The following is a 17,651-nucleotide window of genomic DNA, read 5'->3' as shown; positions in this document are numbered from 1 at the left end:
TTAAAGGGTTGTTTTTTTATTTGTAAACCCATAATTATTAATTAATTCAGAGAAAGGACAGCATCTTAAATTCTTAAAATAGAAACTTTTTACACAACTTTATGATACCCTCTTTAAGTTGTTTACACATTTATAAATATCTTAGAAATCTTTACAAAGTGTATCTGTTTTTTCTCCTAATTTAAGGTGTTGTCTTTTCTCTGTTTCAGTTAATTAATTTGGCTAATAAATAAAAAAATAATACCAAAGAAAGGAATGAGTAATGAAAATTAATAAGCAACAAAGAATATGTAATATTAATGATTGTTATAAATCAATATCATTCATTACTGAAGAATTTGTATCAAATAAAGTTTTATGAACTTGTGAAAAACATAAAGATTTATTGAATAACATAAAAGATAAAACAAAAAAGCAATTTTATCAAAAATTAGAAAATTCAAAAATTATCTTTGATTATGAAACTGGTTTGTTAAAACTTAAATTTTATAAAACTTAATGCAGTGTGGGACGGTTATTTTAAATAACTAAGTGTTTTTATTCCACGTGAGGCGGTCTAGCCCAGCGGTAATCAGTCCGAAAATAATAGACGCTTTAACAAGCGATAGTCGTGATAAGTGCGAGGTCAACATCAAACGACAATAAATATTGAGATGGCCACTTTATAAATAAATTTGCGATAGATATTACTTCTTAAGAAGTGACAGCGGTTTAAAAACCACAAAGTCAGCATTAGGATCTTCAAGGTGCGAGTGAATTTATTTTAAAAACTGAACGTTTTGACCTGAAATGGTGCGGATGAAGATAGAGAATTCTCTGGCATTAACTTATAAAAACAACTGTCGATTATTAAACATTAAACAATAAAATATACTACCACCGCTCACCCCTAGTGAAGCGGATGGCGTAGTAAATAAATAGATAAATACTTAATTATATAACTAATTCTCGCTTTGGCACTTTCACTTGGAAGTGAGTGCCAGCGAGTTAAAACTAGGAGGGTAAATAATGACATATAAATTAAAAGATTGAATTGATATTTATAATAAAAATTTAAATATTGAAGTTTGAAGTTGTCAAAGTATTATTTTTAAAGGAAGAATAAAAGATTTTAAATATTATGAAATTTTTAAAGACTGTAAAATTATTGAACAATCAGTAAATAGTGATTTTCATTATTTTTACATAAATATATCAAATTTGGTAAAACAATAATTTAGATTAATTAACTATTGAGGAGGTATATATGAAAAAGTTAAATAAAATTTGTCTTAAACAAAAATATTGAGGTTATTGTTCAAAATGCAAACAAGAAAATAAATTACAAGAATTAATGCGTAAAAGTTATTCAGTTTCATTTGAAAATGTCAGCGATGAACATTGAGCATTAGGTTTACGTAAAAAGAATTAGGAGGAATAAATTATGAATAAAAGATATTTATTAATAATGAAAAGTAAATATGGTGATTTAAAAACACAATTCTTTTATACATTAGAAGAAGCGAGGATTACTGCTAATGTTGAAAATGAAAATCATTGATTAACAACTATTATTGATTTAGAAGATAGCAATATTAAATGACAAGGAGATAAATAATTATGTGAAAAGATGAAAATGGTTATGTTTATACAGAAGAAGATTTATTTAATTTAGCATTAGATGAATGTTATTCAGAAGAAAGTGCTTATGAATATATTGATAATTTAATTAATGAAATGGAATTAGAGGAAATTTAATTATGGAAGATTTAAAATTAAATAATGAAGTTAAAAATATTACTTATCCGTTTTATTTAAAAGGAAATAATTTTAAAGAATTAAGCTTAAAAGCATTAACAATTAAAAAGTGAATTGATGAAAATGGACAAGAATTAGCAGAATTTATATATCGACAACAAGCTTGATTAATAAATGGAGAATATAAATCACAATCACTAAAAGATTTAAAATTAGTAGTTTCAAAAATTGATTATATTTTTAGAGAACCATTAGAAATAATAAAATCTTTTAAAGATGAATTAAATTTTATTAGAAAAGATATTTTAAATTTAGAAAATAATATTAAGAATAATCATGATTCTTTAAAAAATAGTGTCATTAATATTCAATTTCAAAAACAAAATAAAATTATTGAAACTCATAAAAAAGAGCAATTTTTAGAAATTAAAAGTATAGCAAAACAAGAACAAGAATTAAAAATTATTACTAGTAATTTTCGGAAAGAAAAATTATTAATTAAAGATATTGATGTTATTGGTATTAATGATGATTTTTTACAAAATGCTGATAAATTAGAACTTATTAATCTTATTAAAAATTATTTAACTGTTGATGAACAAATTGTTAAAAATGAAATTAAAGATCAATGAGATAGTAATAAAGATATTAATTTAATTGGGGTTAAAGGTATTAATTTTAAAATAAATAAAGGAGAAAAATAACATGACAAATATTGTAGAATTTTTAAGAACAGATAAGGTAACTGATTGAATAAAAAGTAAATTTTCTAATGAAAATGAAATTGCAAGATTTAAAAGTAATATAATTGCAATATCAAATAGTAATGAATTATTACAAAAAGCAGATCCAAAAACAATTATGACTGCTTGTTATCAAGGTGTTTTATTAAATTTACCAATGGAAAAACAATTCGGTTATGCTTATGTAGTACCATATAATACAAAAATAACAAGAATTATTAATGGTCGTGAAATCCAAGAATGAATTAATCAAGCCCAATTTCAAATGGGTTATAAAGGTTATATTCAATTAGCCCAAAGAAGTGGCCAATATTTAGATATGTCAGTATCAGATGTTAGAGCAAATGAATTAATAAATTATGATCGTTTAAAAGGTACTGCTTTTAATTGAAATCAAAATGAAGATGAACGAGAAAAATTATCAATTATAGGTTATGTAGCATATTTTAAAATGGTTAATGGTTTTGAAAAAACTTTATATATGACAAAAGAGCAAATGGAAAATCATTTTATGAAATATTCTAAAACTTATGCTAAAAATAAATCATTTTATATTGCTAGTTTTGATGAAATGGCCCTTAAAACAGTATTAACATCATTATTAAGAAAATGAGGTATTATGTCAGTTGAATTACAACAAGCATATAAATCAGATCAAGCAGTTATTACAACTAATGATGAAAAGATTTATATTGATAATGATGCTACTTTCATCCAAAATAATGGGCATATTAACGATGAAACTTTATCAAATAATATAAATTTAAATTATAATACCCCACCTAATGATGAAATAGTGGACATAAACGATAATGTAGTTAAAGAAGAAGATATATCAAATGTAGTACCAGTAGTTAATAATAACAATGATGAAGAATGAGCCAATTGATAAAAATAGGTATTGACCCATCAGGAACTGGTACTACGGCTATTGTTGTTTATAAAAATAATAAATTAATAGATAAACAAGAATTTATAAATAAAAATTGAAAAGAACAATATGAATTTATTAATGATAAATTGTTTGATTATGAAGAAAAAATTAATATTGAAGATTGTTTATATACATCTGCTAATGCAAGTAAAGATAGAGATGATTTATTAAGATTATTGGGAGCATTATCTGTTTACAAATATTTTATTAATTGAGTATCACCAAAAAACACTAAATCAGTTGTTAAAAATATGGAAAATTTAAGTAAATATAATGATAGTTGCTTATGGAAATTTGATAAAGATATTAATTTAACTTATGAATATGGTAAAGGTTGAAAATATAATAATGAGAAAATAAGTAATCATTTACGAGATGCAATTATTATTGCTAATTATGAAAGTTAATTTATGAAACATTCATATAATCAAAAAACAGGAAAATATTATTCTTGTAAAATTCGAAATGTTAATATTTACTTAAATGAAAATGAAGAAAAAGTTTGAAATAAATTAAATTTTGATACTTATTCTCAACGCATAGAACATCTTATCAATTTTTATATAACACACAATAAAGAAAAATAAAAAATAACCAATTAAGGTTATTTTTTAAATACTATTTGTTAGTTGTCTAATAGCATCTTTTTGTGCTTGTTTTTTATCATTAACTTTAACTTGTTTTTTAACATTTTTAATTTGACCTGTTTTTAATGCTAATTCTGTTGCATAATCAGGTCCTCGTAAATGTTTTTCGTGGGCAATAACAGCAGTTCTTAATTCTCTGATTTCTGCTTTATATTTTTTAATTTTTTTAGCAGATAATCCTAGAATACCAAGACTACCCATTCCACCCGCACCCGCTAACACAAGTAAAGCAATCATTAATGTTTCATTCATTTTATTTAATTCCTTTCTTATTCTTACTCAAACAGTGGCCATCTATCCTTTCAGAACAAAATAATTTATAAATTAAACTATATAACCACCCAAAAATATCAACCGCCCCTATATATAGTCTATTTTAAATTTAATTCTTTGTTATTTTCTTCTTGTTTTTGTTTTTTAATATTTTCATTTTGTATATTTTTAAATATTTCTTCTGTTATGCCATCTAAATTATTTCATTGTTTTGCTAATCTTGGTTGAATAACACGCGGATTAATCCGACAATCTAAACAATGTCTTAAATGGTCTTTTTTTCATTTTGATTTATCAATTCAAATGATAATTAAAGAAATTATTAAAGTAATTAAAGGTAATATTGTAAATACTAATCCCATTTTAGATATTTTTAATCTTGGTATATCAATTTTCATATCTACTTTTGGTTTACTACTAGCAACAAATATGCCCTGAATTCCATGCGTAAATAAAGGTGTTAATAAAATAGCAATGCCATTACCTCAATATTGACCATAATTATATCAATTAATATCATCTTTAATTGCATTAATCATTCCATATTCTAACCAACAATTTAATGCTAAAAATATCAATGTATAAAAACTAACTACTCAACTACGAATTTTATATTTTCTTTCTCATTCTCTAATATCTTTATGAGTTCAATTATAAGTTGGAATAGGGTCTTTTTTAAATCAATTTCAAGGTAACGCCCCCTTTAATCAAGTTGTTTTATCTTGCTTCATAATTAACTCACCAATTTTCTTTCAATTTTTAAATTACCTATATTTACATTATCATAAGAACTAATAAGACCATTTGTGTCAATATACCAACCTGAAACACCTTTACTATATGATACAACAATTCCACAACCAATATCAAAATCTTTAAAAGTTTCTACAAACATATATGGTAAAATTGAAAATTGACATCATATTTTATATTTAAATTTAGAACTATCAAAATCTTTAATTTGATATTCAGTTGCTGGTTTAAAATCACTAGTATCTACAAATTCTCAATCATTACCAACACTAATAGAAATATCACCATTACCTAATAATGAATTACCATTAATAGTTTTAATATTTTCCCCACTTACTAATTTATCTTGTTTAAGAATAATATCTTGTGATGTTTTTACAATATATTTATCATCTTGCTTATCAATATAATCTTTATTTAAATCACTATCTTTAATACCATATGATGGAATATCACCACTTTGTTTTGCTTTTCAGACATTATCTTCATAATAAATCGTGTTATTATCAAATGGAACTATTAATTTAATATATTCATTATAATCAATTTTAGAAAAATCATTAATAATTGGATAAGTAATATTTATTGAACCATCTGTTTGCAATCGCTCTTTTAATCAAAATAATAATGTTGGATAAAATGTTTTTTTAGTAATATATTTATATTCTTCTTCTCATGGATGAGAATAGTTTCCTAAATGATAATTATACGGTCTAGATACCGTTTTACTAGATATAATATCAATTATTTCACCCGCTAATTTTAAAGCATTTTTAACATCACGAGTAATATTTTCATTTGCTTCTGGGTCATTAGTTTGTGAATATGCTACACCACCTTGTGAAAATGAAGCACTACCAGTTAAATCATTAACTCCTTTTGGTAAATATCAATTTATAACTGCTAATAAACAAGCCGATTGAATATAACTTAATCATTTATCATATTCAATTAAACCAGTATTATCTTTTTTTACTCAAGGAAACAAATCTTTTTTATTAATTTTATCTGAAATTGTCCCACCTGATAATCTATCCATTCATAAACTAGTTTTTAAAATAGCATTATAAATTAAGTTATCATTACAAGCAGATTGCTTTCTATCATTAATAGGTTGTCAAAGTTTACTTTCTTTCACATCTTCAACTGTTATAAATAACAAATTACTTAAATTATTTTCCATATAAAACACCTCTTAATTGATTACGATATTTATTTTTTAAATTACTTGGCTTATAACTATTAACTCTTGTTTTTGTTTTCTTAATTGTTTTGATAGTTTGATTAGTTTTGTAAAACATATTTTTAACTGGTGATTTATATAAATTCTTAATATTTTTAACATCACTTTTTCGTTCTCGATACCATTTTTTATTATTAATTTCACCAGCAAAATTAAAATTAAAATGGCCAATCTTTAAATTATTAATAAACTTTTTAATTTGTTGTAATTTTTGAACTGTTGGTAATGTTAATTTAGTAGTTCCTTTGGGATATTTTTCTTTTAATCCTCTTGGCAGTCTTTTTTTAATATAATTTCTTAAATGACTAGGTAATCATTTTCTTAATCAATAACGTCAAAATAAAGTACCCGCATTAGAAACGGCATTACTTAATAATTTTCATATTTCAACTGGAACACTAGGATAAACATAAGGTCCATAAAACTTAGGATGTTTTGCTGTTTTTGTATATATTAAAATAGTTAAATTACCTGTTAAAGTTAACTTATTTGTAATATTAAACATACCACTATCAAGTCAACTACTATTTAAAGGTTGTCAATTAGTATTTAGATAATTTTCATTTTTAAATTGTTCTCTATTTTTAATATTATTATCTTTTTCTAATTGACTTAATATTTGTTGTATTTCTTTTTTATGACCTTTTTTAATTAAATCTAAATAAGTAAATGGATTTAATCACTGATAAATATCTTCAACTTTACTTGTAATTTTATTATATTTATCAGTAATATAATTAATTGGTTTTAATACTTTATTTTGAACTTGATTAACTCTATTAATTAAATTTACAAATTTACTTATTAAAGGTTTATTTTCTAAATTAGATACTAATAAAGTTAAAACTCGTAAAATTAGTAAGTTCATTGTTTATTAAGAATTTTTAATTACTACATCAATTGGATTTGTTTGACCAGTAGCATTGTTTTTACCCTCAATTTGAACTTCAACAGTTTTATCATTTGTAATATCTATTGGTCAATCTTCACCCTTAGCTTCAATAAAGTAATCATAATCATTCTCAGTTAAAGAACTATCTATGGCTTTAATTGCTTTTAAAACGACAGCTTTAAATTGTGGTTTTAATTGTTCGGCTGTTGTTTGAGTTGGATCGTCAACATGAATAGTTGATTTATCTAATTTATTAATCCCACTAATATCAATTTTATTTGATGATGGAATTACATAATCAACAGGAACTCTAAATTTTTTATTAAGATTACTTTTAGCAGTATTAATTTCTGCTTGTGTAGGTACTTTTTCTAAAATAATTTTACATGTTTTGGGATATAAAATAGTTGGTGTTGCATATTGTACTTTACCAATTCATTTAGGGTTAGCAGTATCATTATCTAAAACTTGTTGAATAGTATCCATATTAATTGGATATGCTCATACTTGTTTATTAATAATTAAACCATTTACATTAGTAAAATTATAACCTTTATCACGGTTAACTTGTCCTTTTGTATATGTTTTTTATAAATGAAAACTTTTAGATACAGGAATACCCATTGCAGTATTTTCATATAATTCACCATTAACCATTGCTTTTAATTGGGCTTGTGAACCAATTACTTTTAAATACGCAGGTGTTAATCCTAAATAGGCTCTACGACCTAAAACCATAAACATTTTATCTGTTGGCAATCTAAAATATAAATTACTAATTTGATTAGTTAATTCAATCAAAGTTTCATTTAATGTAAAGAATGCCTTATTTGCATCATCAGCATTTTCTGCTGTATAACTACGAAATGGAATTACTTCATATTGACCATCTGCTAAACAATAATCATAAATAGCCTGAATTAATTCACATTCTAAATTAACAAATTTATTTTGTACAACACTAGAAATAGCATCAGCAATAACACCATTTTTAATATTTTGTTCTATTAATGCTAAGTCAAAAGCCTCATTCATTAATTTTAAATTAAATCTCTTATCAATCGGAACTGGAATTCTTGTTAATCCCATTGTTTGAGTTGTTCCACCATTTGGTAATGAATAATCATCTTGTCATACCACACGATGAGTTAAATTATATAGTGCTTGTCCTGCATTAGGTAATCAAGCAACTTGTTCTGCGGTTGCAGTAGCATACTGCATAATACTTGCATATTCATTATATAAAGGTCCACGCAATAAAGCATTAACCATATCAACATATGCTTTTTGATCTGTTGTATTACCTTCTAATGTAAAAGGTACTTGTGGCAAATTAATTGTTGCCATAATTTTCACTCCTTATTATCTAAGGTTTTTAAGTGTATAATCAGTTAATTTTTTAATTTCATCAGGAGTATATGCTCCTTTTTCTTTAATAGTTTCAATTTCATCATTTTTATTTTTAACTGATTTTTCAATCATATCTTTAATAAAATTAGTTGGTGAAACTGATTGTTGTTCTTCAACAAACAAATCAGGTTTTAATTCTTTTAAAGTTTGCATTCTTTCACTTAAAGAATTACCATTAACTTTATCTAAATTAGTTTTAATATCTTCAATTTTAGTATATGGAACATCTTTAAAAGCTTTTAATTCATCTAATTCATTAGATAATTTAATAAAGTCTTCTTTGGATATAACATCTTCGCGTTTTTGCACACTTTCTCTAATTTGCTTTGCTTCATTATTAAACTGATTTAAGATATTTTCAGTATTCTCTTCACTTAAACCTTGTTCTATTAATTGTTCTTTTGTAAGTGCCATTTTATAAACCTCTCTTTTTTTATTCTTGTCCGATTAACAAGTCAGCATAAACTCTTTTTTAATATAAAAAGATTAAAACGTACTTTAATTGTATCCCAATAGTTTACAAATGCAATATATTTTGTATAAAAATACTAAACAAATAATAAAAAGTGTTATAATAAAATTGAAATAATTATTTATTGATATATAATATAAAGCAAGAATGATGTGTGGTCATTCTCTTTTTTATTTAACTAAAGTAATAATATTATACTATTTTACCAATACAATATGTTTTGTATATACAAATCTAAACTTAATATATTTTATTGCTAATATAGCCCTTAAAACAAGTAATAAAAGTATATAATTCATCTAAGTAATTTATTAAATAAATTACTTATCCTTCTTGTAAAATATTTGTAGTAATCTTTTCTATGAATAATTATTTATCAAAATATCAACAAAAGTCCTTATTACTAGCACTTTTTTTATTAGTTAATTTACCCTTGTATATATATGATGTCAATAAGATCTTGATAAAAAGTTTCAAGATAAGAAAAGGAGAAATACAAGTAATGAAAAAATTACTAAGTTTATTAAGTGTATTAGCAATTAGTGGAAGTGCAGTACCAACAACAATTGCCGCCAGCCCTTATCAAAAAAAACAAAGTATAAGAGTAAAAAGACAAACACAAAGTCCTATTTTTAAAACTAATGGAGATGACAAACCAACAGAACAACAAATCAAAGATAAATTAATTAATAAATATCCACACATAGCGGCTGAACAAATTAAAGTCAAAAATATTACTAGTACTTCTGTAAATATTACTATAGATGGATTTTCTGGAGAAACAACACTTACTTTTACAGTTGATAAATCTGTACCAATAAACGACGTTATTAAAATTACTCATTTAGGAGAAATAGATTTTACAAAACATGGCTATAATGAAATACAAATAATTAAAGACTTATTAAAACATTTTAATCCACAATTAGATATTTCAAAAGTTGATCTTAAAGGTTTTTCTATAAATAGGTCCACAATTAAATCAACCGATACAAGTATTTATACTGGTGAAATAGATGTTAATTATTCTAGACCATTAAAATCAGTTATTACAGTGATTGAATTAGGTTCAATTAGAAATAATGGTTTAAATTTACCAACAGAACAAGAAATTAAAAATAAATTAAAAGAATTAAATAAAAGTTTAGAAAATAATATAAATTATTTTGAAGTTAGCGATATAACTCCTACAAATGCAAAAATAAGTTATAAAAGACAAGATATTTTAAGTGGTGAAGTTATAGTTAAATTTATATCTAATATTAATTTAAATAAAATTATTAAAAATAATAATTTAGGTGAATTTAAAACTGAAAATTTATCTAATCCAACAAAAGAACAAATTAAAAATAAACTAAAAGAAATGTATACCGACTTAGATATTACAAAAATTAACGTTGAGAATATTACTAATAGTAGTGCAAAAATCACTTCCGCTGATGAAAATGTTTATACTAATAATGTAAATGTTAACTATACTGTTTCAATAGATTCACTTAATTGAGAATAAAAGAGGAAATAATCAAATGAAAAAAATATTAAGCCTTTTAGGAACAATCACTTGCATTGGCACAAGTACAACTAGTTTAGTTGCTTGTAATACACCACAAGAATATACACCACAAGAATTAACAAAATTAAAAGAACAAAACAATATAAAAACAAAAGATGGTATTTTAGAATGAATAACACCTCAAGAAAAACAATTTAATAAAGTTGATGATAAATGATATTATGTTATATGGCGTGGTAATTCAAGTGAAAATTGAAGAATTACAGATTTTAAAAATGATACAAAAACATCAAAAGAAAATGGAAAAAGAACAATTGTTAACGAACATGGTGTAGAAAAATTATTTTTACTTATGGAAACAGAAGGTTTAATTAAAAATAAAGAAGTAAAATTTCCAAAAGATATAGCAGTTCAATGAAATTCTTCATTTTCTTGAAAATTTAGTCAACCGAATAGTGAAACAGTTTTTAAATCAGTTTATTGTTGAAATGGTGAAGAACAAAATTTGCCTAAATTATATATTGATAAAAATGGTAATATAAAAGTTAAATAAAAATAGATAATTAAATCTATTTTTTTTGTTTATCTTGGTTTAATTGTGATTTTAACTGGGTTATTATTTTTATTTCTAATACCTAAAACAATTGGATTATTAACATCTATTTTAATATCCTTGTCATTGCCAAAATATTTATAAAATTTCATACTACTATGATTTAAAAAAGATAGTGATAATTCTAAGTATAATACTTTTGAAAATCTAATTTTTAATTTTAAGTCATTAGTATAATATGCTTGTAAATATGTTTCTTTAATTTTATCACCAACTTTATTGTACAAAGATGTTATTTGTAATAAAAATAATAAAGTAGCACCATAAGCTTCATAAGTGCTTTCATATAAATCTTTTTGGTCGTATAAAAAATATTGGGGTTTTGGAAAAAAACTCGGAAATTGAATAAGAATAATAAATTAAACCATTTACTAAAATGGTTTTTTTATTTGTAAAACCAAAATTATTAATTGATTCAGAGAAAGGACAGCATCTTAAATTCTTAAAATAGAAACTTTTTACACAACTTTCTGATACCCTCTTTAAGTTGTTTACACATTTATAAATATCTTAGAAATTTTTACAAAGTGTACCTGTTTTTTCTCCTAATTTAAGGTGTTGTCTTTTCTTTGTTTCAGTTAATTAGTTTGTTAATAAATAAAAAAACTTAATAAAAGAAGGAGTAAGTAATGGAAATTAATAAACAACAAAAAATATGTGATGTTATTGATTGCTATAAATCAATATCATTCATTACCAAAGAATTTTTATCAAATAAAGTTTTATGAACTTGTGAAAAACATAAAAATTTATTAAATCATACAAAAGATAAAAACCAAGAGTGGTTTTATAAACGTTTAGAAAATTCAAAAATTATCTTTGATTATAAAACTGGTTTTTTAAAACTTTGATTTTATAAAACAACTTAATGCAGAGTGGAACGGCTATTTTAAATAACTAAGTGTTTTTATTCCACAGGAGGCGGTCTAGCACAGCGGTAATCAGTCCGGAAATAATAGACGCTTTAACAAGCGATAGTGGTGATAAGTGCGCGGTCAACATCGAACCACAATAAACAAAAGAGATGGTCACTTTATAAATAAATTTGCGATAGATATTACTTCTTAGAAGTGACAGCGGTTTAAAAACCACAAAGTCAGCATTAGGCTCTTCAAGGTGCAAGTAGATTTATTTTAAAAACTGAACGCTTTGACCTGAAATGGTGCGGGTGAAGAGAGAGAAAACTCTCTGGCTACAAAAACAAAAAACAACTGTCGATTATTTAACTAACAACATACCGCCACGGCTCACCCACAGCGAAGCGGATGGCGTAGTAAATAAAATAGATAAATACAATACTTATATAACTAATTCTCGCTTTGGCACTTTCACTTGGTAGTGAGTGCCAGCGAGTTAAAAAATAGGAAAAATAATTTAGGAGGTAAATATGAAAAAGTTAAATAAAATTTGTCTTAAACAAAAATATTGAGGATATTGCTCAAAATGCAATCAAGAAAACAAATTACAAGAATTAATGTTTAAAAGTTATTCAGTATCATTTTAAGATATGACTGATGAACATTGAGCATTAGGGAAACAAAATTAGGAGGAATTAAATTATGAATAAAAGATACGTATTAATAATGAAATATAATAATTTGTTTGATAAAACAACTATTTTTAAAACAGATTTTTTTTATACATTAGAAGAAGCGAGGATTACTGCTAATGTTGAAAATGAAAATCATTGATTAACAACTATTATTGATTTAGAAGATAGCAATATTAAATGACAAGGAGATAAATAATTATGTGAAAAGATGAAAATGGTTATGTTTATACAGAAGAAGATTTATTTAATTTAGCATTAGATGAATGTTATTCAGAAGAAAGTGCTTATGAATATATTGATAATTTAATTAATGAAATGGAATTAGAGGAAATTTAATTATGGAAGATTTAAAATTAAATAATGAAGTTAAAAATATTACTTATCCGTTTTATTTAAAAGGAAATAATTTTAAAGAATTAAGCTTAAAAGCATTAACAATTAAAAAGTGAATTGATGAAAATGGACAAGAATTAGCAGAATTTATATATCGACAACAAGCTTGATTAATAAATGGAGAATATAAATCACAATCACTAAAAGATTTAAAATTAGTAGTTTCAAAAATTGATTATATTTTTAGAGAACCATTAGAAATAATAAAATCTTTTAAAGATGAATTAAATTTTATTAGAAAAGATATTTTAAATTTAGAAAATAATATTAAGAATAATCATGATTCTTTAAAAAATAGTGTCATTAATATTCAATTTCAAAAACAAAATAAAATTATTGAAACTCATAAAAAAGAGCAATTTTTAGAAATTAAAAGTATAGCAAAACAAGAACAAGAATTAAAAATTATTACTAGTAATTTTCGGAAAGAAAAATTATTAATTAAAGATATTGAGGTTATTGGTATTAATGATGATTTTTTACAAAATGCTGATAAATTAGAACTTATTAATCTTATTAAAAATTATTTAACTGTTGATGAACAAATTGTTAAAAATGAAATTAAAGATCAATGAGATAGTAATAAAGATATTAATTTAATTGGGGTTAAAGGTATTAATTTTAAAATAAATAAAGGAGAAAAATAACATGACAAATATTGTAGAATTTTTAAGAACAGATAAGGTAACTGATTGAATAAAAAGTAAATTTTCTAATGAAAATGAAATTGCAAGATTTAAAAGTAATATAATTGCAATATCAAATAGTAATGAATTATTACAAAAAGCAGATCCAAAAACAATTATGACTGCTTGTTATCAAGGTGTTTTATTAAATTTACCAATGGAAAAACAATTCGGTTATGCTTATGTAGTACCATATAATACAAAAATAACAAGAATTATTAATGGTCGTGAAATCCAAGAATGAATTAATCAAGCCCAATTTCAAATGGGTTATAAAGGTTATATTCAATTAGCCCAAAGAAGTGGCCAATATTTAGATATGTCAGTATCAGATGTTAGAGCAAATGAATTAATAAATTATGATCGTTTAAAAGGTACTGCTTTTAATTGAAATCAAAATGAAGATGAACGAGAAAAATTATCAATTATAGGTTATGTAGCATATTTTAAAATGGTTAATGGTTTTGAAAAAACTTTATATATGACAAAAGAGCAAATGGAAAATCATTTTATGAAATATTCTAAAACTTATGCTAAAAATAAATCATTTTATATTGCTAGTTTTGATGAAATGGCCCTTAAAACAGTATTAACATCATTATTAAGAAAATGAGGTATTATGTCAGTTGAATTACAACAAGCATATAAATCAGATCAAGCAGTTATTACAACTAATGATGAAAAGATTTATATTGATAATGATGCTACTTTCATCAAAAATAATGGGCATATTAACGATGAAACTTTATCAAATAATAGACTTCTTGCGATACCCTTTTTTATTAAAATATTATTATAAAATATAATTTATGAGGACATAAAAATATGAACAATAATAAATTTAATACTCTTAATGATAGAGAATGGTTAAGATTAACAGGAATAAAAAAATCCACTTTTAATAAAATGTTAGATATTTTAAAAGTTGCTGAAATAGAAAAATTTAAAAAAGGTGGTAAAACTAATAAATTATCATTAGAAAATAGATTATTGATGACTTTATTATATTGACGAGAATATCAGACTTATTTTCATCTTGGTAAAAGTTTTGATATTAGTGAGGCTAATTGTTATCGTAATATTAAGTGAATTGAAGATATTTTAATTAAAAACTCTGATTTTCAACAACTTGCTGGTAAAAAAGCACTAATAAATGATTATTTTAATGATAAAACTATTATTATTGATGCTACCGAAACTCCAATCCAACGCCCAAAAAAAGACAAAAACAATCTTATTCTGGTAAAAAGAAAAAACACACGATCAAAACACAAGTAATTATCGAACAAGAAACCAAAAAAATTATTGCAACAAGTTTTTCGCTCGGAAAAAAACATGATTATGCTTTATTTAAAGAATCAAAAATCCCAATTTTAAAAAATACCAAATTAATAGTTGATAGTGGTTATCAAGGAATACAAAAAAATCACAATAATGTTCTAATACCTACAAAGAAAACAAAGAAAAACCCTTTAAACAAAGAACAAAAGCAATATAATAGACTAGTTTCAAAAATGAGAATTATTATTGAAAATATTTTTGCTATTCTTAAAAAATTTAAAATTATTACAGAAAAATATCGTAATCGAAGAAAAAGATTTGGTTTAAGATTTAATTTAATTGCCTCAATTTATAATTTATAATTATTATATTTAACATAAAATATTTATTTAAAATTAAATAATTTAAATAATAAATTAATTTTTCGTTGTGGAAAAATATTAAATTTTTAAATAAAAAACATAATTAATTAAAATTATATTTTTCTATTAGTATCTTTTTTACAAATATTTGCAATTTTTTAACAAGTAATTCAAGAAGTCTATTAAATCTTGGTATCTTTTCTTTATTTATGTTAAAATCTAATAAATTAAGGAGGAAAAATAATTAATGTCATTTACGGTAATAAAACATCCCCTAATTTTAGATAAATTAACAAGGATGCGTAAGAAAGAAAGTAACTCAAAGGTGTTTAAGGAAAATCTAGATGAAATTGCCCAATTAATGGCTTACGAAATATTTCGTGAGATTGAATTAAAGGAATTTAAAATTGATACACCAGTAGCAAAAACAAAAGGATATAAAATTGCGAATGATATTGTTTTGTTTCCAATTTTAAGAGCCGGTTTAGGAATGGTTGATGGAATTATTAATTTAGTTCCAAATGCTAAAATTGGTCACATTGGATTATATCGTGATGAAAAAACACTAGAACCTCATGAGTATTTTGCTAAAAAACCAGAAAATATTATCAAGGCAAATGTTTTAGTTTTAGATCCAATGTTAGCAACAGGAGGTAGTGCTAATCTTGCAATTCAAAAGGTAAAAGAATGAGGAGCAACTAATATTAAACTAGTATGTTTAGTTGTTGCACCAGAAGGTAAAGCATATATTGAAAAACATCATCCTGATATTGATATTTATGTTGCTGCTTTAGATGAACGATTAGATGAACATGGTTATATTATTCCCGGTCTAGGTGATGCAGGAGACCGTATTTTTGGAACTAAATAAAAAGAATAAATTACATTGAAAAAAACATTTTAAAGGTGTAGAATATAAAATGTCAATAATAAGTTTAATTATGTTTTTGGGAATATTTGCGATATTGACGATTATATATTTGACTTTAAAACAGGACTGAACTTTATACTCGGGATTAGTCTTAGGGTATTTGTTTTCTCTTATAGGTTTCTTAATCATTTGCTTTTCGGGATGATTGTTAAGTATAAGTTTAAATAAGTACTTTTTTATCTTATTGTACCTAGTTCGCTTAGTTATTTATGCTATACCAATAGTTATTTATGCTAAGAATACTAGTTTTTTTAGTATATATACGGTAATTGTGGGTATTAGTCTTTGTCCTTTATCGTCATTATTTGTTAATATTAAATTTTCAAGTCATAAGCACAGAAAGGAAGGGATAAATGGTGATGAAAGTTAATTTTTGTCAACTTTTTGTAATGGATTTAATTCCTGATCCAAATAAAACTGGAATGGACGCATGAAGTTATACAATTTTATTACCGCAACTAGTAACGATAGTATTAACTACTTTTATTATTATGCTTTTATCAATTGGTTATTATAAACGGTTAAAAAAAATTGGTCCAACTGATGTTCCAACAGGCTTAGTACTTTTTGCTGAAATTGCAATTAAATGAGTTGAAAAGCAAGTTGTGGACTTAATGGGACCAAAATATAAATTCTTAACAGTTTATGTTATGTACTTATTATTGTATGTTGGTATTGGTAATTTAATGAGTGTTGTTGGATTTGATTCACTGGCAACAGCTTATACAGTGCCACTATCAATGGGGTTAGTTACTTTTATTGGAATATATTATTTTGGGATTAAATATCAAAAACTAATGTATTTTAAAAAATTTATTGTTAACCCATTAGAATTATTAACGCAATTTGTGCCGTTAATTTCAATTTCATTTCGTCTATTTGGAAACATTTTAGGGGGAACGGTTATTATTGCTTTATTTACCGCTTTAATGAGCTTTATTTGAGGACAAATTCCTTATATTGGGCCAGTTGATTTATTAGCGGGAGTATTTTTACCATTTTTAAGTATTTATTTTGATGTTTTTGATGGTCTAATCCAAGCGTATATTTTTTCTATCTTAACAATTGCGTATTGGGCGATAGAAATGCATACTGATGAAAAAACCGATAAAGAAAAAACAATTAAATTAAAAAAACATAAAAAAATAAAAAATGTTCAAAATGTCCACTTAAATAGGTAAAAAAGTATTAAAATAAAATTATATATTTTTAAAGA

General features: G+C 24.0%; 28 protein-coding genes. 20 read left to right on the top strand and 8 right to left on the bottom strand.

All coding sequences use genetic code 4. The features are described from left to right. Positions 1–262: 262 nt before the first annotated feature. The 8 genes from MSROBK_RS09810 to MSROBK_RS09775 all read left to right on the top strand — a co-directional run bounded on the left by MSROBK_RS09810 (position 263) and on the right by MSROBK_RS09775 (position 3,821). On the top strand, positions 263–499 hold the full coding sequence (locus MSROBK_RS09810) for a hypothetical protein (RefSeq protein WP_040094362.1): 237 nt from the start codon (positions 263–265) through the stop codon (positions 497–499). A 509-nt stretch (positions 500–1,008) separates the two neighbouring features. Then, on the top strand, positions 1,009–1,215 hold the full coding sequence (locus tag MSROBK_RS09805) for a hypothetical protein (protein WP_040094360.1): 207 nt from the start codon (positions 1,009–1,011) through the stop codon (positions 1,213–1,215). Positions 1,216–1,246: 31 nt separating this feature from the next. Further along, on the top strand, positions 1,247–1,411 hold the full coding sequence (locus MSROBK_RS09800; protein WP_157944252.1) for a hypothetical protein: 165 nt from the start codon (positions 1,247–1,249) through the stop codon (positions 1,409–1,411). A gap of 12 nt (positions 1,412–1,423) precedes the next feature. Then, positions 1,424–1,597, top strand: a complete 174-nt coding sequence (locus MSROBK_RS09795) for a hypothetical protein (RefSeq protein WP_157944251.1) — start codon at positions 1,424–1,426, stop codon at positions 1,595–1,597. Between the two features lie 2 nt (positions 1,598–1,599). Beyond that, positions 1,600–1,737, top strand: a complete 138-nt coding sequence (locus MSROBK_RS09790) for a hypothetical protein (protein ID WP_157944213.1) — start codon at positions 1,600–1,602, stop codon at positions 1,735–1,737. 2 nt (positions 1,738–1,739) lie between these two features. Then, on the top strand, positions 1,740–2,441 hold the full coding sequence (locus MSROBK_RS09785) for a hypothetical protein (protein WP_040094357.1): 702 nt from the start codon (positions 1,740–1,742) through the stop codon (positions 2,439–2,441). 1 nt (position 2,442) lies between these two features. Beyond that, on the top strand, positions 2,443–3,372 hold the full coding sequence (locus tag MSROBK_RS09780) for a recombinase RecT (protein WP_052443407.1): 930 nt from the start codon (positions 2,443–2,445) through the stop codon (positions 3,370–3,372). Next, entirely contained in the window at positions 3,357–3,821 is a 465-nt protein-coding gene (locus MSROBK_RS09775; RefSeq protein WP_133165083.1) for a hypothetical protein, read from the top strand. Before MSROBK_RS09780 ends, MSROBK_RS09775 begins: the two co-directional genes overlap by 16 nt. 204 nt (positions 3,822–4,025) lie before the next feature. On the opposite strand, the gene MSROBK_RS09770 is transcribed toward MSROBK_RS09775, so the two are convergent. The 7 genes from MSROBK_RS09770 to MSROBK_RS09740 all read right to left on the bottom strand — a co-directional run bounded on the left by MSROBK_RS09770 (position 4,026) and on the right by MSROBK_RS09740 (position 9,046). Further along, positions 4,026–4,355, bottom strand: coding sequence for a hypothetical protein (locus tag MSROBK_RS09770; protein WP_133165082.1), 330 nt, complete (start codon positions 4,353–4,355; stop codon positions 4,026–4,028). A gap of 77 nt (positions 4,356–4,432) precedes the next feature. Continuing rightward, the gene (locus MSROBK_RS09765; RefSeq protein WP_040094352.1) at positions 4,433–5,065 is read right to left on the bottom strand and encodes a hypothetical protein; all 633 of its coding nucleotides are present in this window, start codon (positions 5,063–5,065) and stop codon (positions 4,433–4,435) included. A 2-nt stretch (positions 5,066–5,067) separates the two neighbouring features. Beyond that, positions 5,068–6,270, bottom strand: coding sequence for a hypothetical protein (locus tag MSROBK_RS09760; protein ID WP_040092479.1), 1,203 nt, complete (start codon positions 6,268–6,270; stop codon positions 5,068–5,070). Further along, positions 6,260–7,198 (bottom strand): hypothetical protein, encoded by a 939-nt coding sequence (locus MSROBK_RS09755; protein WP_040094349.1) that lies wholly within the window; start codon positions 7,196–7,198, stop codon positions 6,260–6,262. Before MSROBK_RS09755 ends, MSROBK_RS09760 begins: the two co-directional genes overlap by 11 nt. A gap of 6 nt (positions 7,199–7,204) precedes the next feature. Beyond that, positions 7,205–7,708 carry a hypothetical protein gene (locus MSROBK_RS09750; RefSeq protein WP_040094346.1) on the bottom strand — a complete coding sequence of 168 codons (504 nt, stop codon included), beginning with the start codon at positions 7,706–7,708 and terminating at the stop codon, positions 7,205–7,207. Between the two features lie 102 nt (positions 7,709–7,810). After that, positions 7,811–8,569 carry a hypothetical protein gene (locus MSROBK_RS09745; RefSeq protein ID WP_040094344.1) on the bottom strand — a complete coding sequence of 253 codons (759 nt, stop codon included), beginning with the start codon at positions 8,567–8,569 and terminating at the stop codon, positions 7,811–7,813. 15 nt (positions 8,570–8,584) lie between these two features. After that, complete coding sequence (locus MSROBK_RS09740) at positions 8,585–9,046, bottom strand: hypothetical protein (RefSeq protein WP_105629022.1); 462 nt, start codon at positions 9,044–9,046, stop codon at positions 8,585–8,587. A 560-nt stretch (positions 9,047–9,606) separates the two neighbouring features. On the opposite strand from MSROBK_RS09740, the gene MSROBK_RS09735 reads away from it, so the two are divergent. Further along, on the top strand, positions 9,607–10,614 hold the full coding sequence (locus MSROBK_RS09735) for a hypothetical protein (protein ID WP_040094340.1): 1,008 nt from the start codon (positions 9,607–9,609) through the stop codon (positions 10,612–10,614). A 16-nt stretch (positions 10,615–10,630) separates the two neighbouring features. After that, positions 10,631–11,170 (top strand): lipoprotein, encoded by a 540-nt coding sequence (locus MSROBK_RS09730; RefSeq protein WP_040094339.1) that lies wholly within the window; start codon positions 10,631–10,633, stop codon positions 11,168–11,170. Between the two features lie 29 nt (positions 11,171–11,199). Here MSROBK_RS09730 and MSROBK_RS09725 read toward each other — a convergent pair whose 3' ends face one another. Continuing rightward, complete coding sequence (locus tag MSROBK_RS09725; RefSeq protein WP_040094337.1) at positions 11,200–11,457, bottom strand: hypothetical protein; 258 nt, start codon at positions 11,455–11,457, stop codon at positions 11,200–11,202. A 402-nt stretch (positions 11,458–11,859) separates the two neighbouring features. On the opposite strand from MSROBK_RS09725, the gene MSROBK_RS09720 reads away from it, so the two are divergent. From MSROBK_RS09720 to MSROBK_RS09680, 10 genes are all read left to right on the top strand, one after another. After that, positions 11,860–12,099 carry a hypothetical protein gene (locus tag MSROBK_RS09720; protein ID WP_040092486.1) on the top strand — a complete coding sequence of 80 codons (240 nt, stop codon included), beginning with the start codon at positions 11,860–11,862 and terminating at the stop codon, positions 12,097–12,099. A gap of 690 nt (positions 12,100–12,789) precedes the next feature. Further along, positions 12,790–12,978 carry a hypothetical protein gene (locus MSROBK_RS09715; RefSeq protein ID WP_133165036.1) on the top strand — a complete coding sequence of 63 codons (189 nt, stop codon included), beginning with the start codon at positions 12,790–12,792 and terminating at the stop codon, positions 12,976–12,978. Positions 12,979–12,980: 2 nt separating this feature from the next. Next, positions 12,981–13,118 carry a hypothetical protein gene (locus tag MSROBK_RS09710; RefSeq protein ID WP_157944213.1) on the top strand — a complete coding sequence of 46 codons (138 nt, stop codon included), beginning with the start codon at positions 12,981–12,983 and terminating at the stop codon, positions 13,116–13,118. Positions 13,119–13,120: 2 nt separating this feature from the next. Continuing rightward, entirely contained in the window at positions 13,121–13,822 is a 702-nt protein-coding gene (locus tag MSROBK_RS09705; RefSeq protein ID WP_040092600.1) for a hypothetical protein, read from the top strand. Position 13,823: 1 nt separating this feature from the next. Further along, positions 13,824–14,660, top strand: coding sequence for a recombinase RecT (locus MSROBK_RS09700; RefSeq protein ID WP_052443554.1), 837 nt, complete (start codon positions 13,824–13,826; stop codon positions 14,658–14,660). Between the two features lie 26 nt (positions 14,661–14,686). Then, positions 14,687–15,139 carry an IS5 family transposase gene (locus MSROBK_RS14255; RefSeq protein ID WP_040092446.1) on the top strand — a complete coding sequence of 151 codons (453 nt, stop codon included), beginning with the start codon at positions 14,687–14,689 and terminating at the stop codon, positions 15,137–15,139. Beyond that, the gene (locus MSROBK_RS14250) at positions 15,124–15,504 is read left to right on the top strand and encodes a transposase family protein (RefSeq protein WP_416375054.1); all 381 of its coding nucleotides are present in this window, start codon (positions 15,124–15,126) and stop codon (positions 15,502–15,504) included. The genes MSROBK_RS14255 and MSROBK_RS14250 overlap by 16 nt, the downstream gene beginning before the upstream one ends. A gap of 247 nt (positions 15,505–15,751) precedes the next feature. Further along, positions 15,752–16,375, top strand: coding sequence for a uracil phosphoribosyltransferase (gene upp / locus MSROBK_RS09690; protein WP_040094332.1), 624 nt, complete (start codon positions 15,752–15,754; stop codon positions 16,373–16,375). Next, entirely contained in the window at positions 16,344–16,805 is a 462-nt protein-coding gene (locus MSROBK_RS12405) for an MG406 family protein (RefSeq protein WP_133165081.1), read from the top strand. Before upp ends, MSROBK_RS12405 begins: the two co-directional genes overlap by 32 nt. After that, on the top strand, positions 16,795–17,616 hold the full coding sequence (locus tag MSROBK_RS09680) for a F0F1 ATP synthase subunit A (protein WP_084218053.1): 822 nt from the start codon (positions 16,795–16,797) through the stop codon (positions 17,614–17,616). Before MSROBK_RS12405 ends, MSROBK_RS09680 begins: the two co-directional genes overlap by 11 nt. Positions 17,617–17,651 lie beyond the last annotated feature (35 nt).

This window comes from Spiroplasma poulsonii (genome assembly GCF_009866525.1).
GTDB classification, from domain to species: domain Bacteria; phylum Bacillota_I; class Bacilli_A; order Mycoplasmatales; family Mycoplasmataceae; genus Spiroplasma; species Spiroplasma poulsonii.
This window is presented reverse-complemented; position numbering and strand designations above follow the sequence as displayed.